This is a genomic window from Mycobacterium sp. WMMD1722, from assembly GCF_049315205.1.
Lineage (GTDB): Bacteria > Actinomycetota > Actinomycetes > Mycobacteriales > Mycobacteriaceae > Mycobacterium.
This window is the reverse complement of the sequence record NZ_CP186056.1, coordinates 5,251,082-5,271,602: the sequence shown is the minus strand read 5'-3', so window position 1 is coordinate 5,271,602 and position 20,521 is coordinate 5,251,082. Positions and strand designations below refer to the sequence as shown.

Below are 20,521 nucleotides of genomic sequence, written 5' to 3'. Positions count from 1 at the left end.
ACGCTACTGCACTGGACCGTGCTCAATCGGTGAGCAGACTCTCGGCGTTGACGCCGAGGACCTCGGCGACGGCGTCGGCGCCGATCGGTCCCGTGCGCAGGATGCGCGGGTGCACACCGGTGAGGTCGACGATGGTGGACGCGGCCTGCTGTTCGGACGGGCCGGCGTCGAGGTACACCTCGACCAGGTCACCGAGCTGGTCGCGGGCCTCTGCTGCCGTGACGGCGGCGGGCCGGCCGGAGATGTTGGCGCTGGAGACCGCCATCGGACCGACTTCCCGGAGCAGTTCGATGGCGACCGGATGCAGTGGCATACGCAGCATGACCGTTCCGTGCGCGTCGCCGAGATCCCACTGCAGCGACGGCGCCTGCCGGACCACGAGGCTCAACGCCCCGGGCCAGAACGCCTCGATCAGCTCCCGCGCGGTGTTGGGCACGGTGTAGACGAGGCCGTCGATGGTGTGCCACGAACCGACGAGCACGGGCACCGGCATATCCCGGCCGCGGCCCTTGGCCGCCAGCAGCGCGGCGACGGCTTCGCTGTCGAAGGCGTCGGCGCCGAGACCGTACACGGTGTCGGTGGGCAGCACGACCAGCCGGCTGCCCTTGAGTGCGCTGACGGCCGAGGCGATGCCGGTGGCCCGCTGGTCGGCGTCGGTGCAGTCGAAGAGTTCGGTCATGGCATCTGAACCTCCGTGTCGCGGCGGGTGGCGGTGACGAACCTGGGCCGGCCGGTCAGATCCCGTCGCGGGGTGACGTCGCCGAAGCCGCCGATCCGGACGAATGCCTCGACGGTCTGCGCCGAGGTGGTGTCGTCGTGCTCGACGGCGCACCGACCACCGGCTCGGAGCCAGCGCTTGCCCAGCGCGGCGATCGCCTCGATGACCGTCATACCGTCGGGCCCGCCGAATAGCGCATGCGCCGGGTCGTGGTCGGTCACTTCGGGTGGCAGGGCGGCACCGTCGGGAATGTAGGGCGGGTTCGCGACGAGCACATCCACAGCCGAGTCCAACTCGGGCATCAGGCCGCGGGAGGTGACGTCGGCGTCCACGAGTTCGACACCGGTGCCGTCGAGGTTGCGGCGGGCGTAGCCCAAGGCGGCCGGCGAATCGTCCACGGCGATGACACGAGCCGCCGGTCGGTGGGTGGCCAGCGCGAGGGCCAGCGCACCCGACCCGGTGCACAGGTCCACGATCACCGGATCCGACGGAAGGGTCAGCCCCATGGCCCATTCGAGCAGGGCCTCGGTCTCGGGCCGCGGGACGAAGACCCCGGGGCCCACCGCGACCTCGACGGGGCCGAACGCGGCGGTGCCGACGAGATGTTGCAGCGGGATCCGCCTGGCCCGCTCGGCCACCAGGCCGTCGTAGCGGGCAGGGAAGTCGGCGGGTAGATCGTTAGGTCCGGTGAGCAGGCCCAGGCGCGTGCGATCGGTGCCGGCGGCGTGCGCGGCCAGCAACTCGGCGTCCACCCGGGCCGAGCCGACGCCCGCGTCGGCAAGCGCCGCCGCGGCGTCGTCGATCAACCGGCGCAGGGTCGTCATGCGCGTTGCAGTCGGGCCTGCTTGTCGGCGGCGGCCAGCGCGTCGAACAACGGATCGAGGTCCCCGTCGAGGACCTGGTCGAGGTTGTGCGACTTGAAATTGATGCGGTGATCGGCGATGCGGTTCTCGGGGAAGTTGTAGGTGCGGATCCGCTCGCTGCGGTCGACGGTGCGGATCTGGCTGGCCCGGTCCGCCGAGGCGTCGGCCTGAGCCTGTTCCTCGGCCAGCGCCTGCAGCCGGGCGGCGAGCACCTGCATCGCGCGGGCCTTGTTCTGCAACTGGGAGCGCTCGTTCTGACAGGTGACGACGATGCCGGTCGGCAGATGGGTGATGCGCACGGCGGAATCGGTGGTGTTCACGCCCTGCCCGCCCTTACCCGAGGATCGGTAGACGTCGATCCGCAGGTCCGATTCGTCGATCCGGACCTCCTCGACCTCGTCCGTTTCGGGATAGACGAGGACGCCGGCCGCCGACGTGTGGACCCGGCCCTGCGATTCGGTGACCGGAACGCGCTGCACCCGGTGCACACCGCCCTCGAATTTCAGCCGGGACCAGACACCGTCGGCCGAGTCGCCCTTGCTGCGGATGGACAGCGTGGCGTCCTTGTAGCCGCCCAGGTCGGAGTAGGTCTCGCCGAGCAGCGACACGGTCCACCCGTGCCGTTCGGCGTACCGGGTGTACATCCGGGCCAGGTCGGCGGCGAAGAGCGCGGACTCCTCTCCGCCCTCCCCCGACTTGACCTCGAGGACGATGTCGTCGGCGTCGTGCGGGTCGCGCGGGGCGAGCAGATCCGACAGCTGCGTCTCGAGCTGGTCGACCTGCGCCTCGAGCTCGGGGACCTCCGCGGCGAAGGATTTGTCGTCGGCGGCCAACTCGCGAGCCGCCTCGAGGTCGCCGCGGGCCGACTCGAGCTTGCGGTGCGTGGCGACGACGGGCGCGAGCTGCGCAAACCGCCGGCCCACCCGTCGGGCGCGGGCCGCGTCGGCGTGCAGCGCAGGGTCGGCGAGCTGCGCCTCCAGGTCGGCGTGCTCGGCGAGCAGCGTGTCGATCGCGGTCATCGCGACGACCTCCTTCCCGAAACGCAAACCGACGCCCGGCCTGCGCACACGGCGGCAGATCGGGCGTCGGACTGGTAGCTAGTTGTCGGCTGCGGACTTCTCGGCGCCGGCGGACTTGCGCTTGCCGTAGCGCTTCTCGAAGCGGGCGACGCGGCCGCCGCTGTCGAGGATCTTCTGCTTGCCGGTGTAGAACGGATGGCACTGCGAGCAGACCTCGACGTTGATCTGGCCGCTCTGCTTGGTGCTCTTCGTGGTGAACGTATTGCCGCAGCCGCACACCACAGTGGTGTCGACGTAATCGGGGTGAATACCCGTCTTCATTGCTGGTCCTCTTCGATAGGTGGCCGCCGGGTCGCCCGTCCATGCGTGGGCAGGATCGGACGTGAACCGGAACCGAGGGTGTGACTAGCGATCGATTATGCCAGGACGACCGCTGTCAGCCTAAACGCCGGCCTCCAGGCGACTATTCCGTCCGGACAGGGCCAATACGATGTCGCGGATCGGCCCCGTCAACGGTGCCCCGGCGCCGCGGCGGAAGTCGGCGTCGGTGGCCTGCAGCGCGTATCCGGCGAAACGTCTGCGGGCGTGGAACGGGAAGCCCATCTCCCACAGCCGCTCGGCGGCCAGGACGGCCGGCGTGGTCGGCATGGGCAGATCGACACCGATCGGCACGGCGATGTCCTGACCGTGCACCAGCACGTCGGTCAGCGGGTCGGCCACCGCCGTCCCGGGCGGTCGGCGTCGCACGCCGGCCATCGCGCGGATGGCGGCGACGAGCTGGTCGGGCGTCCGCGGATCCGTGCGCGCCAGCCGCGCCAACATCGCGTTGAAGCGCAACCCCGACCGCGCCGCTTCCCACCCCATCCGCGGCCAGCTCATCGTCGAGTGGGTGAGATGCGCGGTGACGTCGCGTACCGCCCACCCCGGACACAGCGACGGGGCCGCCCATTGGTCGGCGGTCAGCGTGGCCAGCAGGTCGGCCAGCGCGGCACGCTGCGCGTCGATGTGTGTCCAGATCTCGTCGTCGGATCGCACCACGCCTCCCCCATAGTCAGGCTTCCTGTCTAGTTAGACAGGAAGCCGTACTAAAGTCAAGGCTGTGACCGACGGACCCTCGACGGCGAACCTGATGTTCATCGCATACCGGGCGGCGGAAGCGCAGGTGCTGAAAGCACTGCGGACCGACGGGTTCGCGGATCTCACGCTTGCGCAGTGCCGCCTGGCGCAGCGACTGCGGCCGGCGGGGATCCGCATCACCGACCTCGCCGACGAGGCCGGGGTGACCAAGCAGACCGCAGGCGGTCTGCTCGACGAACTCGAGCGCAACGGGTATGTGACTCGCCACCCGGATCCGGTGGACGCCCGCGCCCGGCTGATCCTGCTCAGCGAGCGGGGTCAGCGGCTGTGCGCCGCGGCGGCGGCCGAGGTGACCGCGGTGGAGACGCAGTGGCGGCGACGGCTCGGCGCAGTGGCATTCGCCGAATTGCGCGAGGCGCTGTTGTCGCTGCGCGAGATCACCGATCCGTACCGCTGAGGTCCCGGTAGACACCCGCGCGGTCGCGCTTCCAGATCACCCGCCCGCGCGGTTGCACACCCAGGGCGACGAGTTCGCGCTTGAGGATCTTGTTGGTCGCGGTGCTCGGCAGATCGTCGGCCACCCAGAGGTAGCGCGGCCACGCCTTGGGCGAGAGGTCCGGCTGCTCGGCAAGGAATTCACCGAACTCCGCGGCGGTCAGCTTCGCGTCGTCCTGGAGCACGACAGCCGCCATCACCTGATCACCGACCAGGTCGTCGGGCACCGGGTACACCGCGACGCGGTTGATCGCCGGCAGCCGCAGCAGGATCCGTTCGATCGGCGCCGCGGTGAGGTTCTCCCCGTCGACGCGCATCCAGTCCGCGGTGCGGCCGGCCAGGTAGATCCAGCCGTCGGCGTCGCGGTAGGCCAGGTCGCCCGACCAGTACATGCCGTGGCGCATCCGGTCGTCGGTGGCGCCGTCGTCGTTGTAATACCCCTTGAACAGACCGCCGCCTGCGGTGTTGACCAGCTCTCCGATCGCGGCGTCGGGATTGGCGAGCGCGCCGTTCTCGTCGAAGCGCGCGATGTCGCATTCTTTGACGGTCTCGGGGTCGTAGATCGCAACGCCGGGGAAGCCCCGGCCGATCGAACCGACCGGGCAGTCGTCGGGCCGGGTGATGATGACGGCCGTCTCGGTCGAGCCGAAGCCGTCCCAGACGGTGCAGTCGAACCGCCGGGCGAACGCGTCGATGTCGCGGTCGGCGGCTTCGTTGCCGAAGGCGATGCGTAGCGGATTGTCGTGGTCGTCGGGCTTCTCCGTCGTCGCCAGGATGTAGGCCAGCGGCTTGCCGACGTAGTTCATGTAGGTGGCGGCGTAGTGCCGGATGTCGGTCAGGAACCGGGATGCCGAGAAGGACGCCGGCGCCATCGCCGCACCCGCCCCGACCGCGACGCTCCACCCGGCGTACACGGCGTTCGAGTGGAACAGCGGCATCGCCAGATAGCACACATCGTCGCTGGTCAGACCGTAGCGGTCGACCAGGGCGCTGCCCGCGAACAGCACCATCGCATGCGGCACCTGCACGGCCTTGGGTTCTCCGCTGGTACCCGAGGTGAAGATCATCATGAAGGTGTCGTCGGCCCCGACCTCGCGGTGCGGGGTCAGCGCCGGGGCGGCCGCCAGACGCGTCATCCATGCGTCGGAGCCGGTGTCGAGGACGGTGACGCCGGGCAGGTCCAGACCCTCGATCAGGTGTCGGTGTTCGGCGTTGACCACGAGAAGCTGACAGTCCACCCGGGCGATGTCGCGGGCCAGCGCGTCGCCGCGGCGCGTGGTGTTGATCCCGCACAGCACGTAGCCGCCCAGCGCGGCCGCGGCGAGCGCGGTCAGCATGTCCGGGGTATTGCCCAGCAGCACGCCGACGTGCAGCGGTCGCGCCGGGTCGGCCGCGCCGATCAGTGCCGCCGCCTGCCGGGATGCCTCGGCCACGTGCTCGCGCCAGGTCCAGCTCGCGTCGCCGTAGCGCACCGCGACGGTGTCGGCATCGGCGCGCTCGCGAAGCAGTTGCTGCAGCGTCTCCGGCATCGGCAGGCCACCTCGATTCGACGGAGTAAACAGATTTGACGATCTGTCTACCACGTTGTCCTGTGTCACCGCACCGGTGCTCTGCTTGGCAGAATGCAGTGACCGCGGCCGTTCCGCGGCGAAATGCCCGAGGAGGTGGCACACCGGTGCCGGCAACCACGCCCACACGGTCGGTCCGCGACCGGTTGATCGACGCCGCCGAAGAGTGTCTGCGCAGCAAGGGGATCCGCGCGACGACGGTCTCGGAGGTGGCTGAGGCGGCCGGCGTATCGCGCGGCTGGCTCTACCGGCACTTCCCGGACAAGGTGACGCTGCTCGGGGCGGCCATCGTGCGCCTGAACGAGGCGTACTGGTCGGAAGCGCACGCCATGCTCGAGCAGATATCGGGACTGGACGCCCAGATCACGGCGGGCATCCGGCACGGCCGCAGCGCCTATGACGATCCGGGTGCACTGCTGATGAGGCTACGACTGGCAGAACCCGACGAGTTCACCGCCTGCGCCGGCGCCGGGGTGCAGGGCCTGGTACCCGACCTCGCTCAATTCTGGAGCCGGTATCTACTCGCCGCACGCGAGCGCGGCGAGATCCACCCGGCGACGGACATCCCGGAAGCCTCGGAATGGGTTGCGCGGGTGCTGATTTCGCTGGCAACGGTGCCGGGCGACACCCTGGACCCGGCAGACGCGGCCGCTCTGCTGCGGCAGGTGCGGCGCTACGTCATGCCGGGTCTGCAGGCCGATCCCACGGCCGAGCAGACGTAAAAGGCCCCCGACACGCCGGGCGTGCGGGGGCCTTTGCGTCTGCTCGCACAGAATCAGTCGCTGTCGGCCGAGCCGGGTGCGGTCTTGGACACCTGCACCAGGAACTCGTAGTTGTTCTTGGTCTTGCGCAGCTGGCTCATCAACAGGTCGATGGCCTGGTGACTGTCGAGTCCGGACAGCACCCGGCGCAGCTTGTGCACGATCGCGAACTCATCCGGCGAGAGCAGCAGCTCGTCCTTGCGGGTACCCGAGGGGTTGACGTCTACCGCGGGGAATACCCGGCGCTCGGCGATCTTGCGGTCGAGCTTGAGCTCGGCGTTGCCGGTGCCCTTGAACTCTTCGAAGATCACCGTGTCACCGGTCGAACCGGTCTCGACCATCGCGGTGGCGATGATCGTCAGCGATCCGCCGTCCTCGATGTTGCGCGCCGCACCGAGGAACCGCTTCGGCGGGTACAACGCGGTCGAGTCGACACCACCGGAGAGGATGCGACCCGACGCCGGTGATGCGTTGTTGTAGGCGCGGCCGAGGCGGGTGATCGAGTCGAGCAACACGACCACGTCCTTGCCCTGCTCCACCAGCCGCTTGGCCCGTTCGATGGCCAGCTCGGCGGCCTGGGTGTGGTCTGAGGGCGGCCGGTCGAAGGTGGAGGCGATGACCTCACCCTTGACCGAACGCTGCATGTCGGTGACTTCTTCGGGGCGCTCGTCGACCAGCACCACCATCAGATGGCACTCGGGGTTGTTGCGGGTGATCGCGTTGGCGATGTCCTGCATGATCGTCGTCTTACCGGCCTTGGGCGGCGACACGATCAGGGCACGCTGTCCCTTGCCGATCGGCATGATCAGGTCGATCACGCGAGTGGTCAGCTTCTCGGTGCTGGTCTCGAGGCGTAGGCGCTGATTCGGGTACAGCGGGGTGAGCTTGCCGAATTCGGGGCGGTTCTTGGCCGCCTCGACCGGACCACCGTTGACGGTGTCGAGCCGAACCAGCGGGTTGAACTTCTGGCGCGAGTTCTGACCGCCGCCGTCGCCCTCCTTCGGAACACGGACCGCACCGGTGACCGCGTCGCCGCGGCGCAGACCGTTCTTACGCACCATGTTCATCGAGACGTAGACGTCGTTGGGCCCGGCCAGATATCCGGAGGTCCGGACGAATGCGTAGTTGTCGAGGACGTCGAGGATGCCCGCGACCGGCTGAACGACGTCGTCATCGCGCAGTTCGGCGTCGCGGTCGTTACCCCCGCCGCCCTCGCCGCCGCGCTCACCGCGGCGCCTCCGGTCCCGGAATCGACGTCCGCGCCGGCCCTGGCGACCGTCGCCATCGTCGTCGTCGTCATTGTTGTTGGCGTTGTTGTTGTTGGCGTTACCGCGGTTGTTGCGACCCTGCTGGTCGTCGCGCTGCCGGTCGCCGCCGTCGTTCCTGTTGTCCGACTTGTTGTTGTCCGACCTGTTGTCCGACTTGTTGTTGTCGGACTTGTTGCTGTCCGACCTGTTGTCGGACTGGTCGTCGGAGCGCCGCTGTCCGCGGTCACCCTTGGGTTCGTCGTCGGCCGGCTTCTCCTGGTGCGCGCGCTCGGGAGCGGACGCGTCGGCGGCCTCGGGCGCGGCCTGGGGGGCTTCGCCGGCGCCGGCATTGCCGGCCTCGGGCGCACCGGCCCGGCGGGCGGAGCCACGACGCTCACGGCGCGGCGGGGTCTGCGGGGCGGCGTCGGCTGCGCTCTGCGCGGGCGCGCTCTGGGCAGCGGCGGGCTCGGCCGGGGCGGTCGGCTGCGAGCCGGCGCCCTCCCGGCGCTCGCGGATCGCCGCGATGAGCTCGCTCTTGCGCATACCGGAGGCGCCTTCCACCCCGATCTGCTTGGCCATGGCCCGCAGTTCGGGCAGCACCATCGAGGTCAACGAGGGCCGCCGGGCACGATCACCGGAGGCGACGTCCGCGGTGGGGGCCGTCTCCGCGGCCTGCGGCTCGACGGCAGGTGCGCCCGCCACATCGGTGGTCACGGGGGTCGGCAGGTCGCGTTCGGCGCTGTCGGCCGTGACGAGGTCCGTATCGGTCACGGATTTCCTTTCTTTCCCTCGCCGATTGCGTGGTGCGAGGGTTCCAAGATGCTTCGGCGTTCAACCAATCCGCTGAACGCGAAGTACCCACCGTCGCCTCTGCAACGGTGATCGACGGGAATCGCCACGATGAGGCGAACCGTCAGTCCACGAGTGAAACACGGGAGAGATGAGTGGTCGTCCTAGTGTCGGCGCAGGCAGAGCCGCTGCGATTGCTGGACGTTGCCGAGGATAACCCGCCTGGGTGTCGGAAGCAAGAAACCCCACTCCACAGGATGTCGAGTGTCGGGTCAGTGCCCGATCGTCACACCCGATGTCCAACGAACACCCTCGCCCACCTTCATCTCCCGCACGGCGAATCCGTTGGCGGCGCCGTACTCGAGGGCTTGTGCGGGCAGGCCCGGAGCCGTAGTCAGAGCCAATAGCGCAGGTCCGGCCCCCGACAGCACCGCTGCCACGCCACAACCGCGCAGCAGCCGCAGATATTCCGCCGAGGCGGGCATCGCCGGGCCGCGCTGCCGCTGATGCAACACGTCGTCGGTCGCTGCCATCAGCAGGTCGGGCCGTTCGGTCAAGGCCACCACCAGCAGCGCGGCGCGGCTCAGGTTGAAGCGGGCATCGGTGTGCGCGACGAGATCGGGCAGGAGCACGCGAGTCTCCGCGGTCGAAGACCTCACCTGGGGAATCGCGGAGAACAGGTGGATACCCGGATGCAGCCGCAGCGCCGCAGCGGCATAGCGGGCCGACGGTCCGGCGCCCTCGGTCCAGGTGACCACCGCACCACCCATGACCGCGGCGGCGGCGTTGTCCGGGTGACCCTCGAACTCCGACGCCAGCTGCACCAGCGCCGCCTCGCTCAACGGCGTCGAATCAGATTGCGCCACAAGGCCGTTGGCAACGGCGAGACCCCCGACCACGGCGGCGGCCGACGAGCCGAGGCCGCGTGAGTGCGGGATCTCGTTGCGGCAGCGCACGCTCAGGCCGCCGGCCCGGCAACCCGCCGCGCGCAGTCCGGCTTCGATCGCACGCACCACCAGATGGGACGAGTCGAGCGCCACATGCCCGGCACCCTCGCCCTCGACCTCGACGGTGAGCCCGGTTTCGAGGGTGTCCACCCTGATGTCGTCGTAGAGACCCAGCGCCAGGCCGAGACTGTCGAAGCCCGGCCCCAGATTCGCGCTCGATGCGGCGACGCGGGCCGACGCGGTGAGTCCGGCGGGCAGGAGGTGGGTCACGGTGCGATCCGTCAGACCAGGCCGAGTTCGGCGACCACCGCGACCGGGTCGACCGGAACGGCGGTCACGACGGGCATGCCCTTGAGGGCGGTGTCGGGGTCCTTGAGACCGTTGCCGGTCACCGTGCAGACCACAGTCGAACCCCGCGCCACCCACCCGTCCTCGATCGACTTCAGCAGGCCGGCGACACTGGCCGCCGACGCCGGCTCGACGAACACCCCTTCACTGCGAGCGACCAGGTGGTACGCCGCCAGGATCTCTTCGTCGGTGGCGGCCAGGAACCGGCCACCGGACTCCTGCTGGGCTTCGACCGCGGAATTCCAGGAGGCCGGTGCGCCGATGCGGATGGCGGTCGCGATGGTCTCGGGATTCTTCACCGGTGCACCGGAGACCAGCGGCGCGGCGCCGGCGGCCTGGGTGCCCAACATGCGTGGCAGCCGATCCGACAGCCCGTCGCGGTGGTATTCGGTGTATCCCTTCCAGTACGCCGTGATGTTCCCGGCGTTGCCGACGGGCAGTGCGTGCACGTCGGGGGCAGTCCCCAGCGCGTCCACGATCTCGAACGCCGCGGTCTTCTGGCCCTCGATGCGGTACGGGTTCACCGAGTTCACCAGAGCGATGGTCGGGAAGTCAGCGGTCAGCTTGCGCGCCAGCTCCAGGCAGTCGTCGAAGTTGCCGTCGATCTGGATGATCCGGGCGCCGTGCATGACGGCCTGGGCCAGCTTGCCCATCGCGATCTTGCCCTGCGGGATCAGGACGGCACAGGTCATCCCGGCTCGCGCGGCGTACGCGGCGGCCGAGGCGGAGGTGTTGCCGGTCGACGCGCAGAGCACCGCCTGCTGACCGCGGGCCGCCGACTCGGTGACCGCCACGGTCATGCCCCGGTCCTTGAACGAACCGGTCGGGTTCAGTCCCTCGACCTTCAGATGCACTGTGCACCCGGTCTGTTCGCTCAGCCGCGGCGCGTACACCAGCGGCGTGCCGCCTTCGAGCAGCGTCACCGTCTTCCAGTTCTCACCGATCGGCAGGCGGTCGCGGTAGGCCTCGATGAGCCCCGGCCAGGGCCGGTGCACTGCCGCGGAGGGCGAGGTCATTCGTTGGTTCCTTCCATGCGCAGCACACTGTTGATGCTCTGCACGACGTCCAGATCGCCGAGCGCGGAGACGGTTTCGGACAGAGCGGCATCGGTGGCCCGATGGGTGACGACCACGATGCGCGCACCGCACGGCTGACCGCCCTCGTCCACCATCCCCTCCTGGCGCACCTCGGCGATGCTGACCTCACGCTTGCCGAACTCCGAGGCGACCGCGGACAGCACGCCGGGGCGGTCCGCGACGTTCATGCTCACGTAGTAGCGGGTCGGGATGTAGCCGATCGGAGACACCGGCAGCGCCGCGTATTTCGACTCGCGCGGCCCCAGTCCACCCTGGACGCGGTTGCGCGCGGCCATCACCAGATCGCCCAGCACCGCCGATGCGGTCGGAGCACCACCGGCACCCTGCCCATAGAACATCAACCGACCGGCGGCCTCGGCCTCGACGACCACCGCGTTGAACGCCCCGCCGACCGACGCCAGCGGATGGCTCAGCGGCACCAGGGCCGGATACACCCGCGCCGACACGCGCTCCTGACCGTCGGTGGTGAGGCGCTCGCAGATGGCCAGCAGCTTGATGGTGCAGCCGAGCGCACGGGCGGATTCGAAGTCTTCCGCGGACACCGAGGTGATGCCCTCGCGGTACACGTCGTCGGCAGTCACCCGCGTGTGGAACGCGATCGAAGCCAGGATCGCCGCCTTGGCCGCGGCGTCGTAGCCCTCGACGTCGGCGGTGGGGTCGGCCTCGGCGTAGCCGAGTGCGCTCGCGTCGGCCAGTGCGGCCGCGTAGTCGGCTCCGGTCTCGTTCATTGCCGAGAGGATGTAGTTGGTGGTGCCGTTGACGATGCCGGCCACCCGCAGCACCGAATCACCGGCCAGCGACTGGGTGAGCGGACGGATCACCGGGATGGCGCCGGCCACTGCCGCCTCGAAATACAGGTCCACCCGTGCGGATTCCGCGGCCTGGGCCAGTTCACCGGTCGACTGGGCCATCAGCGCCTTGTTTGCGGTGACGACGGACTTGCCCTGTTCCAGGGCCGACAGGATGGCCTTGCGGGCCGGCTCGACCGGACCCATCAATTCCACGACGATGTCGACGTCGTCGCGTGACACGAGCTCTTCGACGTTGTCGGTCAGCAGGTATACCGGCACGCCGCGATCGTCGGCGACCCGGCGCACGCCGACGCCCCGCAGCACCAAGGGCGCCCCGATGCGGGCGGCGAGGTCGGCCGCACTGTCTTCGATGATGCGGACCACTTCGCTGCCGACGTTGCCCAGACCCAGAACTGCTACGCCGATCTGCTTCTCGGGTGTACTCATTGACCACTCACTTCCAGACTCAACAGGTCCTCGACCGTCTCGCGGCGCAGCAGCAGACGGACTCGCCCGTCGCGCACCGCCACCACCGCCGGACGGCAGATCATGTTGTAACGGCTCGACATCGAATAGCAGTAGGCGCCGGTGGCCGCCACCCCCAGCAGGTCACCGGGGCCGACGTCGTCGGACGCCCAGGTGTCCCGGACGACGATGTCCCCGCTCTCGCAATGCTTTCCGACCACCCGACTCAGGGTCGGTTCAGCTTCGCTGAGCCGCGAGATCAGCCGTACATCGTATTCGGCACCGTAGAGCGAGGTACGGATGTTGTCGCTCATCCCGCCGTCGACGCTGATGTAGCGCCGATGTCGCGTCGACGAGACGGCCACGTCCTTGACCGTGCCGACCTCGTAGAGGGTGATGGTGCCGGGCCCGGCGATCGCCCGGCCCGGTTCGACGACCAGGCGCGGGGTGGGCAGGCCGACCGCGACCGATTCGTCATGCACGATGGTGGTCAGCTTGGCGGCGAGTTCGGCGATCGGCGGCGGGTCGTCGTGCGGCAGATACGAGATCCCCAGTCCGCCACCGAGGTCGACGGTCGACATCTGCGAGGTCTTCTCGACGCCGAACTCCTCCACGACGTCGCGCAGCAACCCGATCACCCGGCGGGCAGCGATCTCGAAGCCGGCGACGTCGAAGATCTGCGATCCGATGTGGCTGTGCAGACCGACCAGCCGCAGATTGTCGGTCGCGAACACCCGCCGGACCGCGTCGAGGGCAGCGCCGGTGGCCAGCGAGAGGCCGAACTTCTGATCTTCGTGCGCGGTCGAGATGAACTCGTGGGTGTGGGCCTCCACGCCGACGGTCACGCGGATCAGGACGTCCTGCACCACGTCGGCCGCCCGGGCGATCTCGTCGAGGCGTTCGATCTCGATGGTCGAGTCGACGACCACGTGTCCGACACCCGATGCGACGGCCAGCTGAAGCTCGGCCGGCGATTTGTTGTTGCCGTGCAACGCGATCCGATCAGCCGGGAAGCCGGCGTGCAACGCCACCGCCAGCTCTCCCCCGCTGGCGACGTCGAGGGCGAGACCCTCCTGGTCGATCCAGCGGACCACCTCACTGCACAGGAACGCCTTGGCCGCGTAACGGACGTTCTCGCCGCCCCCGAACGCGGCGGCGATCTCGCGGCACCGCGAGCGGAAATCGTCCTCGTCGATGATGAACACCGGCGTGCCGAACTCGGCGGCGATGTCGGTGACCCGGATGCCGGCGATGGACACCACACCGTCGTCGCCGCGACGGGCGTTGCGCGGCCACACATTCGGGGCCAGGGAGAGCATCTCCTCGACGCTCACCGGACGCGGCGGCGCGCCGCCATGCTGGACCTCTTCGGCGTGGCGGGGGCCGGCGGGGTGCGCGTTCACATCCGCTCCGGGGCGCTGACACCGAGGATCGCCAGACCGTTGGCGATCACCTGTCGGGTGGCCTGACACAGCGCGAGCCGCGCCGAGTGCAGGTCGCCGGCATCCTCATCGCCCATCGGCAGGACGCGGCACGAATCGTAGAACCGGTGATAGTCCCCGGCGAGATCCTCGAGGTAGCGACAGACACGGTGCGGCTCACGCAGGGCGGCGGCGGCTTTGAGCACCCGCGGGAACTCACCCAGATTGCGGATCAGCGTGCCCTCTTTGTCGTGGGTCAGCAGATCGAGGTGTCCGGTGCTCGCGGCGATGCCCAGGTCGGCGGCGTTGCGCGCCAGCGCGGACAGCCGGGCATGGGCGTACTGCACGTAGTACACCGGATTCTCGTTGCTCGCCGACGACCACAGCGCGAGATCGATGTCGATGGGGGTGTCCACCGAGGAACGGGTCAGCGAGTAGCGCGACGCGTCGACCCCGATCGCCTCGACGAGGTCGTCGAGGGTGATGACGGTGCCGGCCCGCTTGCTCATCCGCACCGGCTGGCCGTCGCGCACCAGATTGACCAGCTGGCCGATCAGCACCTCGACGGTGTCGGGATCGTCTCCGAGTGCGGCGGCCGCGGCCTTGAGCCGGGCGATGTAGCCGTGGTGGTCCGCGCCGAGCATGTAGATGCACAGGTCGAACCCGCGCTGACGCTTGTCCAGGAAGTAGGCCAGATCGCCGGCGATGTAGGCCGGGTTGCCGTCGCTCTTGATCACCACCCGGTCTTTGTCGTCGCCGAAATCGGTGGTGCGCAACCACGTTGCGCCGTCCTTCTCGTAGATCGCACCGGTCTCGCGCAGCTTGGCGATCGCCTCGTCGACGCGGCCGGAGGTGTGCATCGAGTCCTCGTGGGTGAACACGTCGAAGTCGGTGCCGAATTCGTGCAGCGAGGTCTTGATGTGGCTGAACATCAGGTCGACGCCGACGGCGCGGAACGTCTCGCGCATCTGGTCGTCGGGCAGGGCCAGCGCGTCGGGAGCATGGGCGAGGACCTGGGCGGCGATGTCGCCGATGTAGGCACCGGCGTAGCCGTCCTCCGGGGTGGGTTCCCCCTTCGCCGCGGCGATCAGCGAGTTCACGAAGCGGTCGATCTGCGCGCCGTGGTCGTTGAAGTAGTACTCCCGGACCACCAGCGCGGACTGGGTGGCCAGCAGCCGTCCCAGCGCATCTCCGACCGCGGCCCACCGGGTCCCGCCGATGTGGATCGGGCCGGTGGGGTTGGCCGAGACGAACTCGAGGTTGACCCGGCGCCCGGCCATCTCCTCGGAACCGCCGTAACCGTCGCCGGCGGTGATGATCTGCTCGACGATGACGTTCTGCGCGGACGCCTCGATGCGCAGGTTGACGAAACCGGGGCCCGCCACGTCGGCCGAGGCGATGCCCGGGGCGGCGGTCAGGGCATCGGCGAGCCACCCGGCCAACTCGCGCGGATTGGCGCCCGCCTTCTTGCCGACCTGCAGGGCCAGGTTCGTCGCGTAGTCGCCGTGCTCGGGGTTACGCGGACGTTCCACCGTGACCGTCGCGGGCAGCGCTGCGGAGTCGAGGTCGTGCTCGGCGAGCACCGCGGCGGCGGTGGTCCTGAGCAGCTCGGCGAGGTCGGCGGGTGTCACGGGGGTCCATCCTATGGTCTGGGGTGGTCAGCGCCCGAATCCATTACCCCCGCCCGGATGCGCTAGGCTGTGCCTGCCCAACTGGCGCGGTTGCATCACGCGCCCCCGTAGCTCAGGGGATAGAGCGTCTGCCTCCGGAGCAGAAGGCCGCAGGTTCGAATCCTGCCGGGGGCACCACGCAATATCGCAATGTGTCTTGCGTCACACCCCGTCAGGTCATACGGTGACGCAAGGTCCGGCCGTCGACTGCTGACGCGAGTGCCGACCTCGTGTGGTTCTGACGGGAGGACTCCCGCGATGGCAGTGCAGCCGGGCAGATACGCACGCGTCATCGGCACGATCGGCGGCCTGGCCGTCGCGCTGGGTATCGGCACGGCGATCGCGATGAATCCTTCTTGTGCCGGCGCGGACGACGGCGTCTCCGCCGACGGCACCTCGACAGACTCCCAGCCGGCGTTGTCGGGCCCCTCGACTGCGCCCGGACGTGCGACCCGCGCAGTCGCCGACGATGAGGACGATCGACCCCGCGACGTCCACCGCCGGCGCAGCGCATCGATGGTCAGCAGCGGCGACGAGGACTCACCCGAGTCGTCCGCCGAGCCCTCGCAGACCGACCTCCCGACCCGCGCCGTCCCGTCGATCGCCGCTCGGGTCGTCGATGAGCCGACCAACGAGGTCACTTCGCACCCGGTGGTTCCGCGGTCCCCGAAGCCGACCGCCCGGGCCAGTGCCGACCCGGTCGCGCCTGCTCCACCGCCCCCGCCCGCGGAAATACTCGGCTGGGCGCGCCGAGAACTCCGGCCGGTGGCCGAAGAAGTGACCGCACCCCGGGTGAGCCCACTCGCAACGCCCGAGCAGTTGGCGGCGGAGCGAACGGCCACCGAAACGGTGCAATCACTACCGGTCAGACTGATGACACATGTTCTGCGCCAACAATTCTTGGCCTCAGCCCGAGCCCGCTACGGCCACGTCGACGACGACAACATGATGGCGCTGGACCGGGCTGTCGACGAATACGCGATGGCCGCGGCCTTCCAGCAACAGCTACTCGACTCGATGAATCCCGCGGTCATCACCCAGGTCGCCCCGCCGCACACGTGGTTCGGACAAACGGTGCAGGGTTCGCGTCTCCTCTACGACAACCCGGACACCATCTACCGATTCATGGCCGTCAACGGCGCCTCGTCATATGTCATCGCCGGCCGGTTCCACCGCACCGGCGGCGCTGAGATTCCCACGGAGTTGACGTTCAGCGTGCTGGAAGGCCTTGCCGGGACGACGTCGTCGCTGCTGACCTACGACGAGCTGGAGATCAACGCAGACGGGACGTTCGTGATCACCGTGAGCAGGGAACCCGCCAACGGACGCCGGAACCACCTGCAGCTCACCCCCGGCTCAACCATCATCGCAGCGCGAGACACGTTGGGCGACTGGAACACCGAAGTTCCGATGAGCCTGTCCATCACCCGGGTCGGCGGGCCACCCGACAGCCTCTTCGCCCAGATCGGCGGGTTCGCGTTCCTCGGGAACCTGGTCAGCGCGAATCCGTTGTTGACCACGCTGGTGTCTCTGGTTCCCCCGCTGCCGTATCTGCCACCGGTGGTGCGCGGTCTCTTCGCCGCCGCCATCCTGGTGGTACGCGGCGCCAACGAGCAGACCAAGTACATGGCGTTGGCGACCACGGATCCCGAAACCGGAGTGCCGCGACCGGTCAACACCGTGAGCCAGCCGGCGAGCAACGCCGAATTCCTTGCCAACCAACGGCAGAGCAACGGTCACTTCCAACTCGCCGACGATCAGGCCCTTGTCCTCCGGATCGATCCCGGCCGAGCCGGTTATTTCGTGGTTCCCATCTACAACATCTGGACCATCACCGACAACTACTGGGATCAGCCGACGAGCCTGAACAGCAAGCAGGCGCGGCGCAACGACGACGGCACCTACACCGTCGTGATCTCCCCGACCGATCCCGGCGCGGCCAACTGGGTTTCCACCGGCCGACTGCACCAGGGCGCCATCGCGATCCGGTTCCAGGATCTCGGCGCCGAATCCCTCGGCGAGCCGCGGATTCTCGACCAACGCGTGCTGACACACGCGGAATTGCGCGACCACCTGGCACCCGGCGCCTTCGTCACCGGTAGCCAACGCGCTGCACAGCTCGCCGCACGCATGGCCGGCTTCGACACCCGCTGGGCGCCTTATCCGCAGCCATAGCGAACGTCGATGTCGCCGGGTTTCCGGCGACCAGTCGGTCGCGTCCCCTCGTTTCCTACCGGCGATGCTCGGGTACTGCTTTGAGAGCTGCCGAGGTTGTGGCAAGCGACTGTTCAGCGTTGTTGCTTCATCAGATCTCGGCAGGCCTCATGTCTGACCAAGGTTCAGGAGGGAGCGACACATGCCCATCATGAAGAAGAAGAGCGGCAAGCCCAGGATCAGCGAATTGCCGAGCACTCTGCAGAAGTCCGGGAAGAAGGCGCAGCGCACATTCGCCAAGGCTCACGACGCCGCAGCCAAGGAGTACGGCGACGGTGAGCGAGCTCACCGCGTCGCCTATAGCGCGCTCAAGCACAAGTTCGAAAAGGTCGGCGACCACTGGGAGAAGAAGGACAAGAAAGGACCGTCGGACGAACGCGCCCGCGACGGCGGACCCGATGCCAGTGGTGCCACCGCCGAAGGCGTCAACGCCAACTCCAGCAAAAAGCATCTGGTCGATGTCGCGCGAAAGCTCGACATCAAGGGTCGGTCGACGATGAAGAAGGACGAGCTGGTGTCGGCGATCAAGAAGGCCAATCGGCGCGAAACCGCCAGCAGCCGCCGCTGACCCCGCGCCGTGCTGGGCGCCTTCGGGCGCTCAGCGGGAGGTGCGATCGCCCTCCCACGACAGCAGGCGCTGCGCGAGCTCTGGACCGCAGTCCTCCTGCACGAAGTGGCTCCCGTTGATGCGATCGTGCGGCTGGCCGGCCGCACCCGGGATGTGCGCGATCAGCGGGCGATCGGCCTTACCGAGGATCGGATCGCGGGCACCGAACACGGCGAGGAAGGGCTTCTCCCACCGTCCCAGCGCATCCCACGCGGCGCGGTTCGCCGGAATCGCGGGATCCTGCGGTGACGTCGGCACCAGCAGCGGGAACGCTCGGGCACCCGCCTGATAGGCCTTGTCGGGAAAGGGTGCGTCGTAGCCCGCCCGGACGTCGGCGGACATCGAGGTGACGGTGCCGACCGAGACGAGCCGGCCGGCGGGTAGCACCGGGGTGTACTTGGCGAACGCGCGCCATACGTGGAACGCCAACGGTGTGCTCTGCCGCGCGGTCGGCAGGAAGCCGTTGGCCACCATGATCCGGCCGATCCGGTCGCCCTGCTCGGCCGCCAGCCGCAGACCGATCAACGACCCCCAATCCTGGACGAACAGCGTGACGTCACGCAGATCAACCTGCTCCAGCCACGACCTCACCCACTCGACGTGCCGAAGGTAGGTGTAGTCCTGAATGCGGGTGGGTTTGTCCGACCGGCCGAACCCGATCAGATCGGGCGCCAGCACACGCCGTCCCGCGGCGACCAGCGGCGGGATCATCGACCGGTACAGATAGCTCCAGGTCGGCTCGCCGTGCAGCAGCACCACCGGTGGGCCGTCAGCCGGCCCCTCGTCGACGTAGTGCATACGTAGCGGTCCGGTGTCGCTCGCCGTCACGTCGAGGTAGTGCGGACCGAACGGGTATCCGGACAAGTTCGCGAATCGTGCGTCGGGTGTTCTGAGAACGTCCACGCACACCAGACCACCACGGCAGCCCTGACCGCGGCAAGGGCTCGACTCTAGGGCTCGACGATGAAGACCGGGATCTGCCGATCCGTCTTGGTCTGGTACTCCGCATAGGGCGGGTACGCCTGCACCGCGAGCTTCCACCAGTGCTCCCGCTCGGTGCCCTCGATCTCTCGGGCGGTGCCCTCGAAGGTCTTCTCACCGTCCTGGACGGTGACGGCCGGATTGGCCTTCACATTGAAGTACCAGCTCGGGTGCCTGGGGTCACCACCCTTGGAGGCCACCATCGCGTAGCGGCCGTTCTCCTCGACCCGCATCAGCGGCACGTACCGCTTCTTGCCGGACTGGGCGCCGAGGGTGGTGAAAAGCACGACCGGTCGGTCGAACACCTCGACACCGTCGGTGGTTCCCTGGGCCAGGATGCGCTCGGTCTGCTCGCGAACCCAGTCGGTGGGGCTCAGTTCCGGTTGCTCGGTCATGCACGTGCGCAACGGCGCGGGACCGCAGGCTATTCCCTAGACGGGCAGCGAGGTTCCGGTCTCACGCTCGGCGAACTGCCACAGGGTGCGGGCGTTGTCGTAGTCGCACGCGTTCGCGGTCCGGCCGCTCAGCGCCGGTCCCCCCTTGAACCCGAACCGCCCGTCGATGCCCACATAGCTGCCCGGGGGGATCGGCTCGGTGAGGCAGTACAGCGTCGGGGCCGCTCCGGCCTCGATGTCGTTTCCGATGACGTTGGCCGCCGCCGTGACCACCGCGTGGAAGGCGGTCATGACGCGGGTGTCCGATACGTTCGCCAGGTTGGACGCCACGTAGCCGGGATGGGTGAGATAGGCGCTCACCGGTGAACCGGCCGCACGCAACCGGCGGTCGAGTTCGAGCCCCCATAGCATCACCGCCAGCTTGGAACGGGCATACGCCGGGAACGCCGACCACTTCCTCGATCGCAGATGCGGATCGTCGAACGCGATCGTCGCCTGCTTGTGCGCATCTGATCCGACGTTGATGATCTTGGACCGCACCCGGTCGAAGAGCAGGTTGGTCAATGCGAAGGGGCCGAGGAAGTTCGTGCCCAACGTCATCTCGAAACCGTCGACGGTATCGCTGTGCCGCTGGGCGACCAGCCCGGCGTTGTTGATCAGGACGTCCACGTCGCCGTCGAACAGGCTCGGGAAGGCGCGCACCGACGACAGGTCGGCCAGGTCGAGTTTGACCACCGACGTATGGCCACCCATCTCCGCCGCGCGCTGAGCGCCGAGTTCGAGGTTGCGGACCGCCAGGATGACGTCGGCGCCCGCGCGCGCAAGTGCGGTCGCGGTCGCCAGGCCGACACCGTTGGTGGCACCGGTCACGATGATGCGCTGGCCGGTCATGTCGCCGAGCCGAGATACTGACCAAGGTTGAGTCACCCCGTGAGGTTAGCCAGGTAGCCGACTTCTCGGTGTCATGCCTCCGCCACCAAGACTTCGCTGACCGCTTGCCCACCGGTGGCTGCGAGCGCGTTAATATCCGTCCGGTCATGGCGGACCG

Annotated in this window: 19 protein-coding genes and 1 tRNA gene; 5 read left to right on the top strand and 15 right to left on the bottom strand. The window is 68.7% G+C overall.

Translation table 11 applies throughout. The features are described 5' to 3' along the window. Positions 1-22 precede the first annotated feature (22 nt). The 5 genes from ACN27E_RS25550 to ACN27E_RS25530 form a co-directional block, all read right to left on the bottom strand. Positions 23-679, bottom strand: coding sequence for an L-threonylcarbamoyladenylate synthase (locus ACN27E_RS25550; RefSeq protein ID WP_422745810.1), 657 nt, complete (start codon positions 677-679; stop codon positions 23-25). Beyond that, positions 676-1,542 (bottom strand): peptide chain release factor N(5)-glutamine methyltransferase, encoded by an 867-nt coding sequence (prmC, locus tag ACN27E_RS25545; protein WP_422745809.1) that lies wholly within the window; start codon positions 1,540-1,542, stop codon positions 676-678. Before prmC ends, ACN27E_RS25550 begins: the two co-directional genes overlap by 4 nt. Next, entirely contained in the window at positions 1,539-2,600 is a 1,062-nt protein-coding gene (gene prfA / locus ACN27E_RS25540; RefSeq protein ID WP_422745807.1) for a peptide chain release factor 1, read from the bottom strand. The genes prmC and prfA overlap by 4 nt, the downstream gene beginning before the upstream one ends. A 78-nt stretch (positions 2,601-2,678) precedes the next feature. Continuing rightward, complete coding sequence (gene rpmE / locus ACN27E_RS25535; RefSeq protein WP_422745806.1) at positions 2,679-2,921, bottom strand: 50S ribosomal protein L31; 243 nt, start codon at positions 2,919-2,921, stop codon at positions 2,679-2,681. A gap of 120 nt (positions 2,922-3,041) precedes the next feature. Then, positions 3,042-3,635 (bottom strand): maleylpyruvate isomerase family mycothiol-dependent enzyme, encoded by a 594-nt coding sequence (locus tag ACN27E_RS25530; protein ID WP_422745805.1) that lies wholly within the window; start codon positions 3,633-3,635, stop codon positions 3,042-3,044. A gap of 94 nt (positions 3,636-3,729) precedes the next feature. Between ACN27E_RS25530 and ACN27E_RS25525 the strand changes: the two genes are divergently transcribed. Next, positions 3,730-4,134 carry a MarR family winged helix-turn-helix transcriptional regulator gene (locus ACN27E_RS25525; RefSeq protein ID WP_422750122.1) on the top strand — a complete coding sequence of 135 codons (405 nt, stop codon included), beginning with the start codon at positions 3,730-3,732 and terminating at the stop codon, positions 4,132-4,134. Here the strand turns inward: ACN27E_RS25525 and fadD1 are convergent. Beyond that, positions 4,115-5,701 (bottom strand): fatty-acid--CoA ligase FadD1, encoded by a 1,587-nt coding sequence (gene fadD1 / locus ACN27E_RS25520; protein ID WP_422745803.1) that lies wholly within the window; start codon positions 5,699-5,701, stop codon positions 4,115-4,117. The two genes, ACN27E_RS25525 and fadD1, sit on opposite strands and share 20 nt — an antisense overlap. Before the next feature lie 146 nt (positions 5,702-5,847). On the opposite strand from fadD1, the gene ACN27E_RS25515 reads away from it, so the two are divergent. Next, a complete protein-coding gene (locus tag ACN27E_RS25515; RefSeq protein ID WP_422745801.1) occupies positions 5,848-6,462 on the top strand; it encodes a TetR/AcrR family transcriptional regulator in 615 nt (204 codons plus the stop codon). Positions 6,463-6,515: 53 nt separating this feature from the next. Here the strand turns inward: ACN27E_RS25515 and rho are convergent, their stop codons facing one another. From rho to argS, 6 genes are all read right to left on the bottom strand, one after another. After that, entirely contained in the window at positions 6,516-8,519 is a 2,004-nt protein-coding gene (gene rho / locus ACN27E_RS25510) for a transcription termination factor Rho (protein WP_422745799.1), read from the bottom strand. A gap of 290 nt (positions 8,520-8,809) precedes the next feature. Further along, on the bottom strand, positions 8,810-9,754 hold the full coding sequence (gene thrB / locus ACN27E_RS25505) for a homoserine kinase (protein ID WP_422745798.1): 945 nt from the start codon (positions 9,752-9,754) through the stop codon (positions 8,810-8,812). An 11-nt stretch (positions 9,755-9,765) separates the two neighbouring features. Further along, complete coding sequence (gene thrC, locus ACN27E_RS25500) at positions 9,766-10,848, bottom strand: threonine synthase (protein ID WP_422745794.1); 1,083 nt, start codon at positions 10,846-10,848, stop codon at positions 9,766-9,768. Beyond that, on the bottom strand, positions 10,845-12,167 hold the full coding sequence (locus tag ACN27E_RS25495; RefSeq protein ID WP_422745792.1) for a homoserine dehydrogenase: 1,323 nt from the start codon (positions 12,165-12,167) through the stop codon (positions 10,845-10,847). Before ACN27E_RS25495 ends, thrC begins: the two co-directional genes overlap by 4 nt. Further along, positions 12,164-13,504, bottom strand: a complete 1,341-nt coding sequence (lysA, locus tag ACN27E_RS25490; RefSeq protein WP_422750121.1) for a diaminopimelate decarboxylase — start codon at positions 13,502-13,504, stop codon at positions 12,164-12,166. Before lysA ends, ACN27E_RS25495 begins: the two co-directional genes overlap by 4 nt. A gap of 80 nt (positions 13,505-13,584) precedes the next feature. Then, positions 13,585-15,237, bottom strand: a complete 1,653-nt coding sequence (argS, locus tag ACN27E_RS25485; RefSeq protein WP_422745791.1) for an arginine--tRNA ligase — start codon at positions 15,235-15,237, stop codon at positions 13,585-13,587. A gap of 101 nt (positions 15,238-15,338) precedes the next feature. Between argS and ACN27E_RS25480 the strand changes: the two genes are divergently transcribed. From ACN27E_RS25480 to ACN27E_RS25470, 3 genes are all read left to right on the top strand, one after another. Further along, positions 15,339-15,414 (top strand) — tRNA-Arg (locus tag ACN27E_RS25480). A 120-nt stretch (positions 15,415-15,534) separates the two neighbouring features. After that, complete coding sequence (locus ACN27E_RS25475) at positions 15,535-17,451, top strand: DUF1214 domain-containing protein (RefSeq protein WP_422745789.1); 1,917 nt, start codon at positions 15,535-15,537, stop codon at positions 17,449-17,451. 190 nt (positions 17,452-17,641) lie between these two features. Next, positions 17,642-18,058, top strand: coding sequence for a ChaB family protein (locus tag ACN27E_RS25470; RefSeq protein WP_422750119.1), 417 nt, complete (start codon positions 17,642-17,644; stop codon positions 18,056-18,058). Positions 18,059-18,088: 30 nt separating this feature from the next. Here ACN27E_RS25470 and ACN27E_RS25465 read toward each other — a convergent pair whose 3' ends face one another. Genes ACN27E_RS25465 through ACN27E_RS25455 form a run of 3 tightly spaced genes read right to left on the bottom strand, consistent with a single transcriptional unit; the run spans position 18,089 to position 20,400 of the window. After that, positions 18,089-19,000 (bottom strand): haloalkane dehalogenase, encoded by a 912-nt coding sequence (locus ACN27E_RS25465; RefSeq protein ID WP_422745787.1) that lies wholly within the window; start codon positions 18,998-19,000, stop codon positions 18,089-18,091. A 47-nt stretch (positions 19,001-19,047) separates the two neighbouring features. Continuing rightward, positions 19,048-19,473, bottom strand: a complete 426-nt coding sequence (locus ACN27E_RS25460) for a nitroreductase family deazaflavin-dependent oxidoreductase (protein ID WP_422745786.1) — start codon at positions 19,471-19,473, stop codon at positions 19,048-19,050. 36 nt (positions 19,474-19,509) lie between these two features. Beyond that, a complete protein-coding gene (locus ACN27E_RS25455; RefSeq protein ID WP_422745785.1) occupies positions 19,510-20,400 on the bottom strand; it encodes an SDR family NAD(P)-dependent oxidoreductase in 891 nt (296 codons plus the stop codon). Between the last annotated feature and the right edge of the window lie 121 nt (positions 20,401-20,521).

Coding starts and splice junctions, on each gene's coding strand:
- ACN27E_RS25550 (WP_422745810.1), bottom strand. CDS start 679: ATGACCGAACTCTTCGACTGCACCGACGCCGACCAGCGGGCCACCGGC.
- prmC (WP_422745809.1), bottom strand. CDS start 1,542: ATGACGACCCTGCGCCGGTTGATCGACGACGCCGCGGCGGCGCTTGCC.
- prfA (WP_422745807.1), bottom strand. CDS start 2,600: ATGACCGCGATCGACACGCTGCTCGCCGAGCACGCCGACCTGGAGGCG.
- rpmE (WP_422745806.1), bottom strand. CDS start 2,921: ATGAAGACGGGTATTCACCCCGATTACGTCGACACCACTGTGGTGTGC.
- ACN27E_RS25525 (WP_422750122.1), top strand. CDS start 3,730: ATGTTCATCGCATACCGGGCGGCGGAAGCGCAGGTGCTGAAAGCACTG.
- fadD1 (WP_422745803.1), bottom strand. CDS start 5,701: ATGCCGGAGACGCTGCAGCAACTGCTTCGCGAGCGCGCCGATGCCGAC.
- thrC (WP_422745794.1), bottom strand. CDS start 10,848: ATGACCTCGCCCTCCGCGGCAGTGCACCGGCCCTGGCCGGGGCTCATC.
- ACN27E_RS25495 (WP_422745792.1), bottom strand. CDS start 12,167: ATGAGTACACCCGAGAAGCAGATCGGCGTAGCAGTTCTGGGTCTGGGC.
- lysA (WP_422750121.1), bottom strand. CDS start 13,504: ATGCTCTCCCTGGCCCCGAATGTGTGGCCGCGCAACGCCCGTCGCGGC.
- ACN27E_RS25475 (WP_422745789.1), top strand. CDS start 15,535: ATGGCAGTGCAGCCGGGCAGATACGCACGCGTCATCGGCACGATCGGC.
- ACN27E_RS25470 (WP_422750119.1), top strand. CDS start 17,642: ATGAAGAAGAAGAGCGGCAAGCCCAGGATCAGCGAATTGCCGAGCACT.
- ACN27E_RS25460 (WP_422745786.1), bottom strand. CDS start 19,473: ATGACCGAGCAACCGGAACTGAGCCCCACCGACTGGGTTCGCGAGCAG.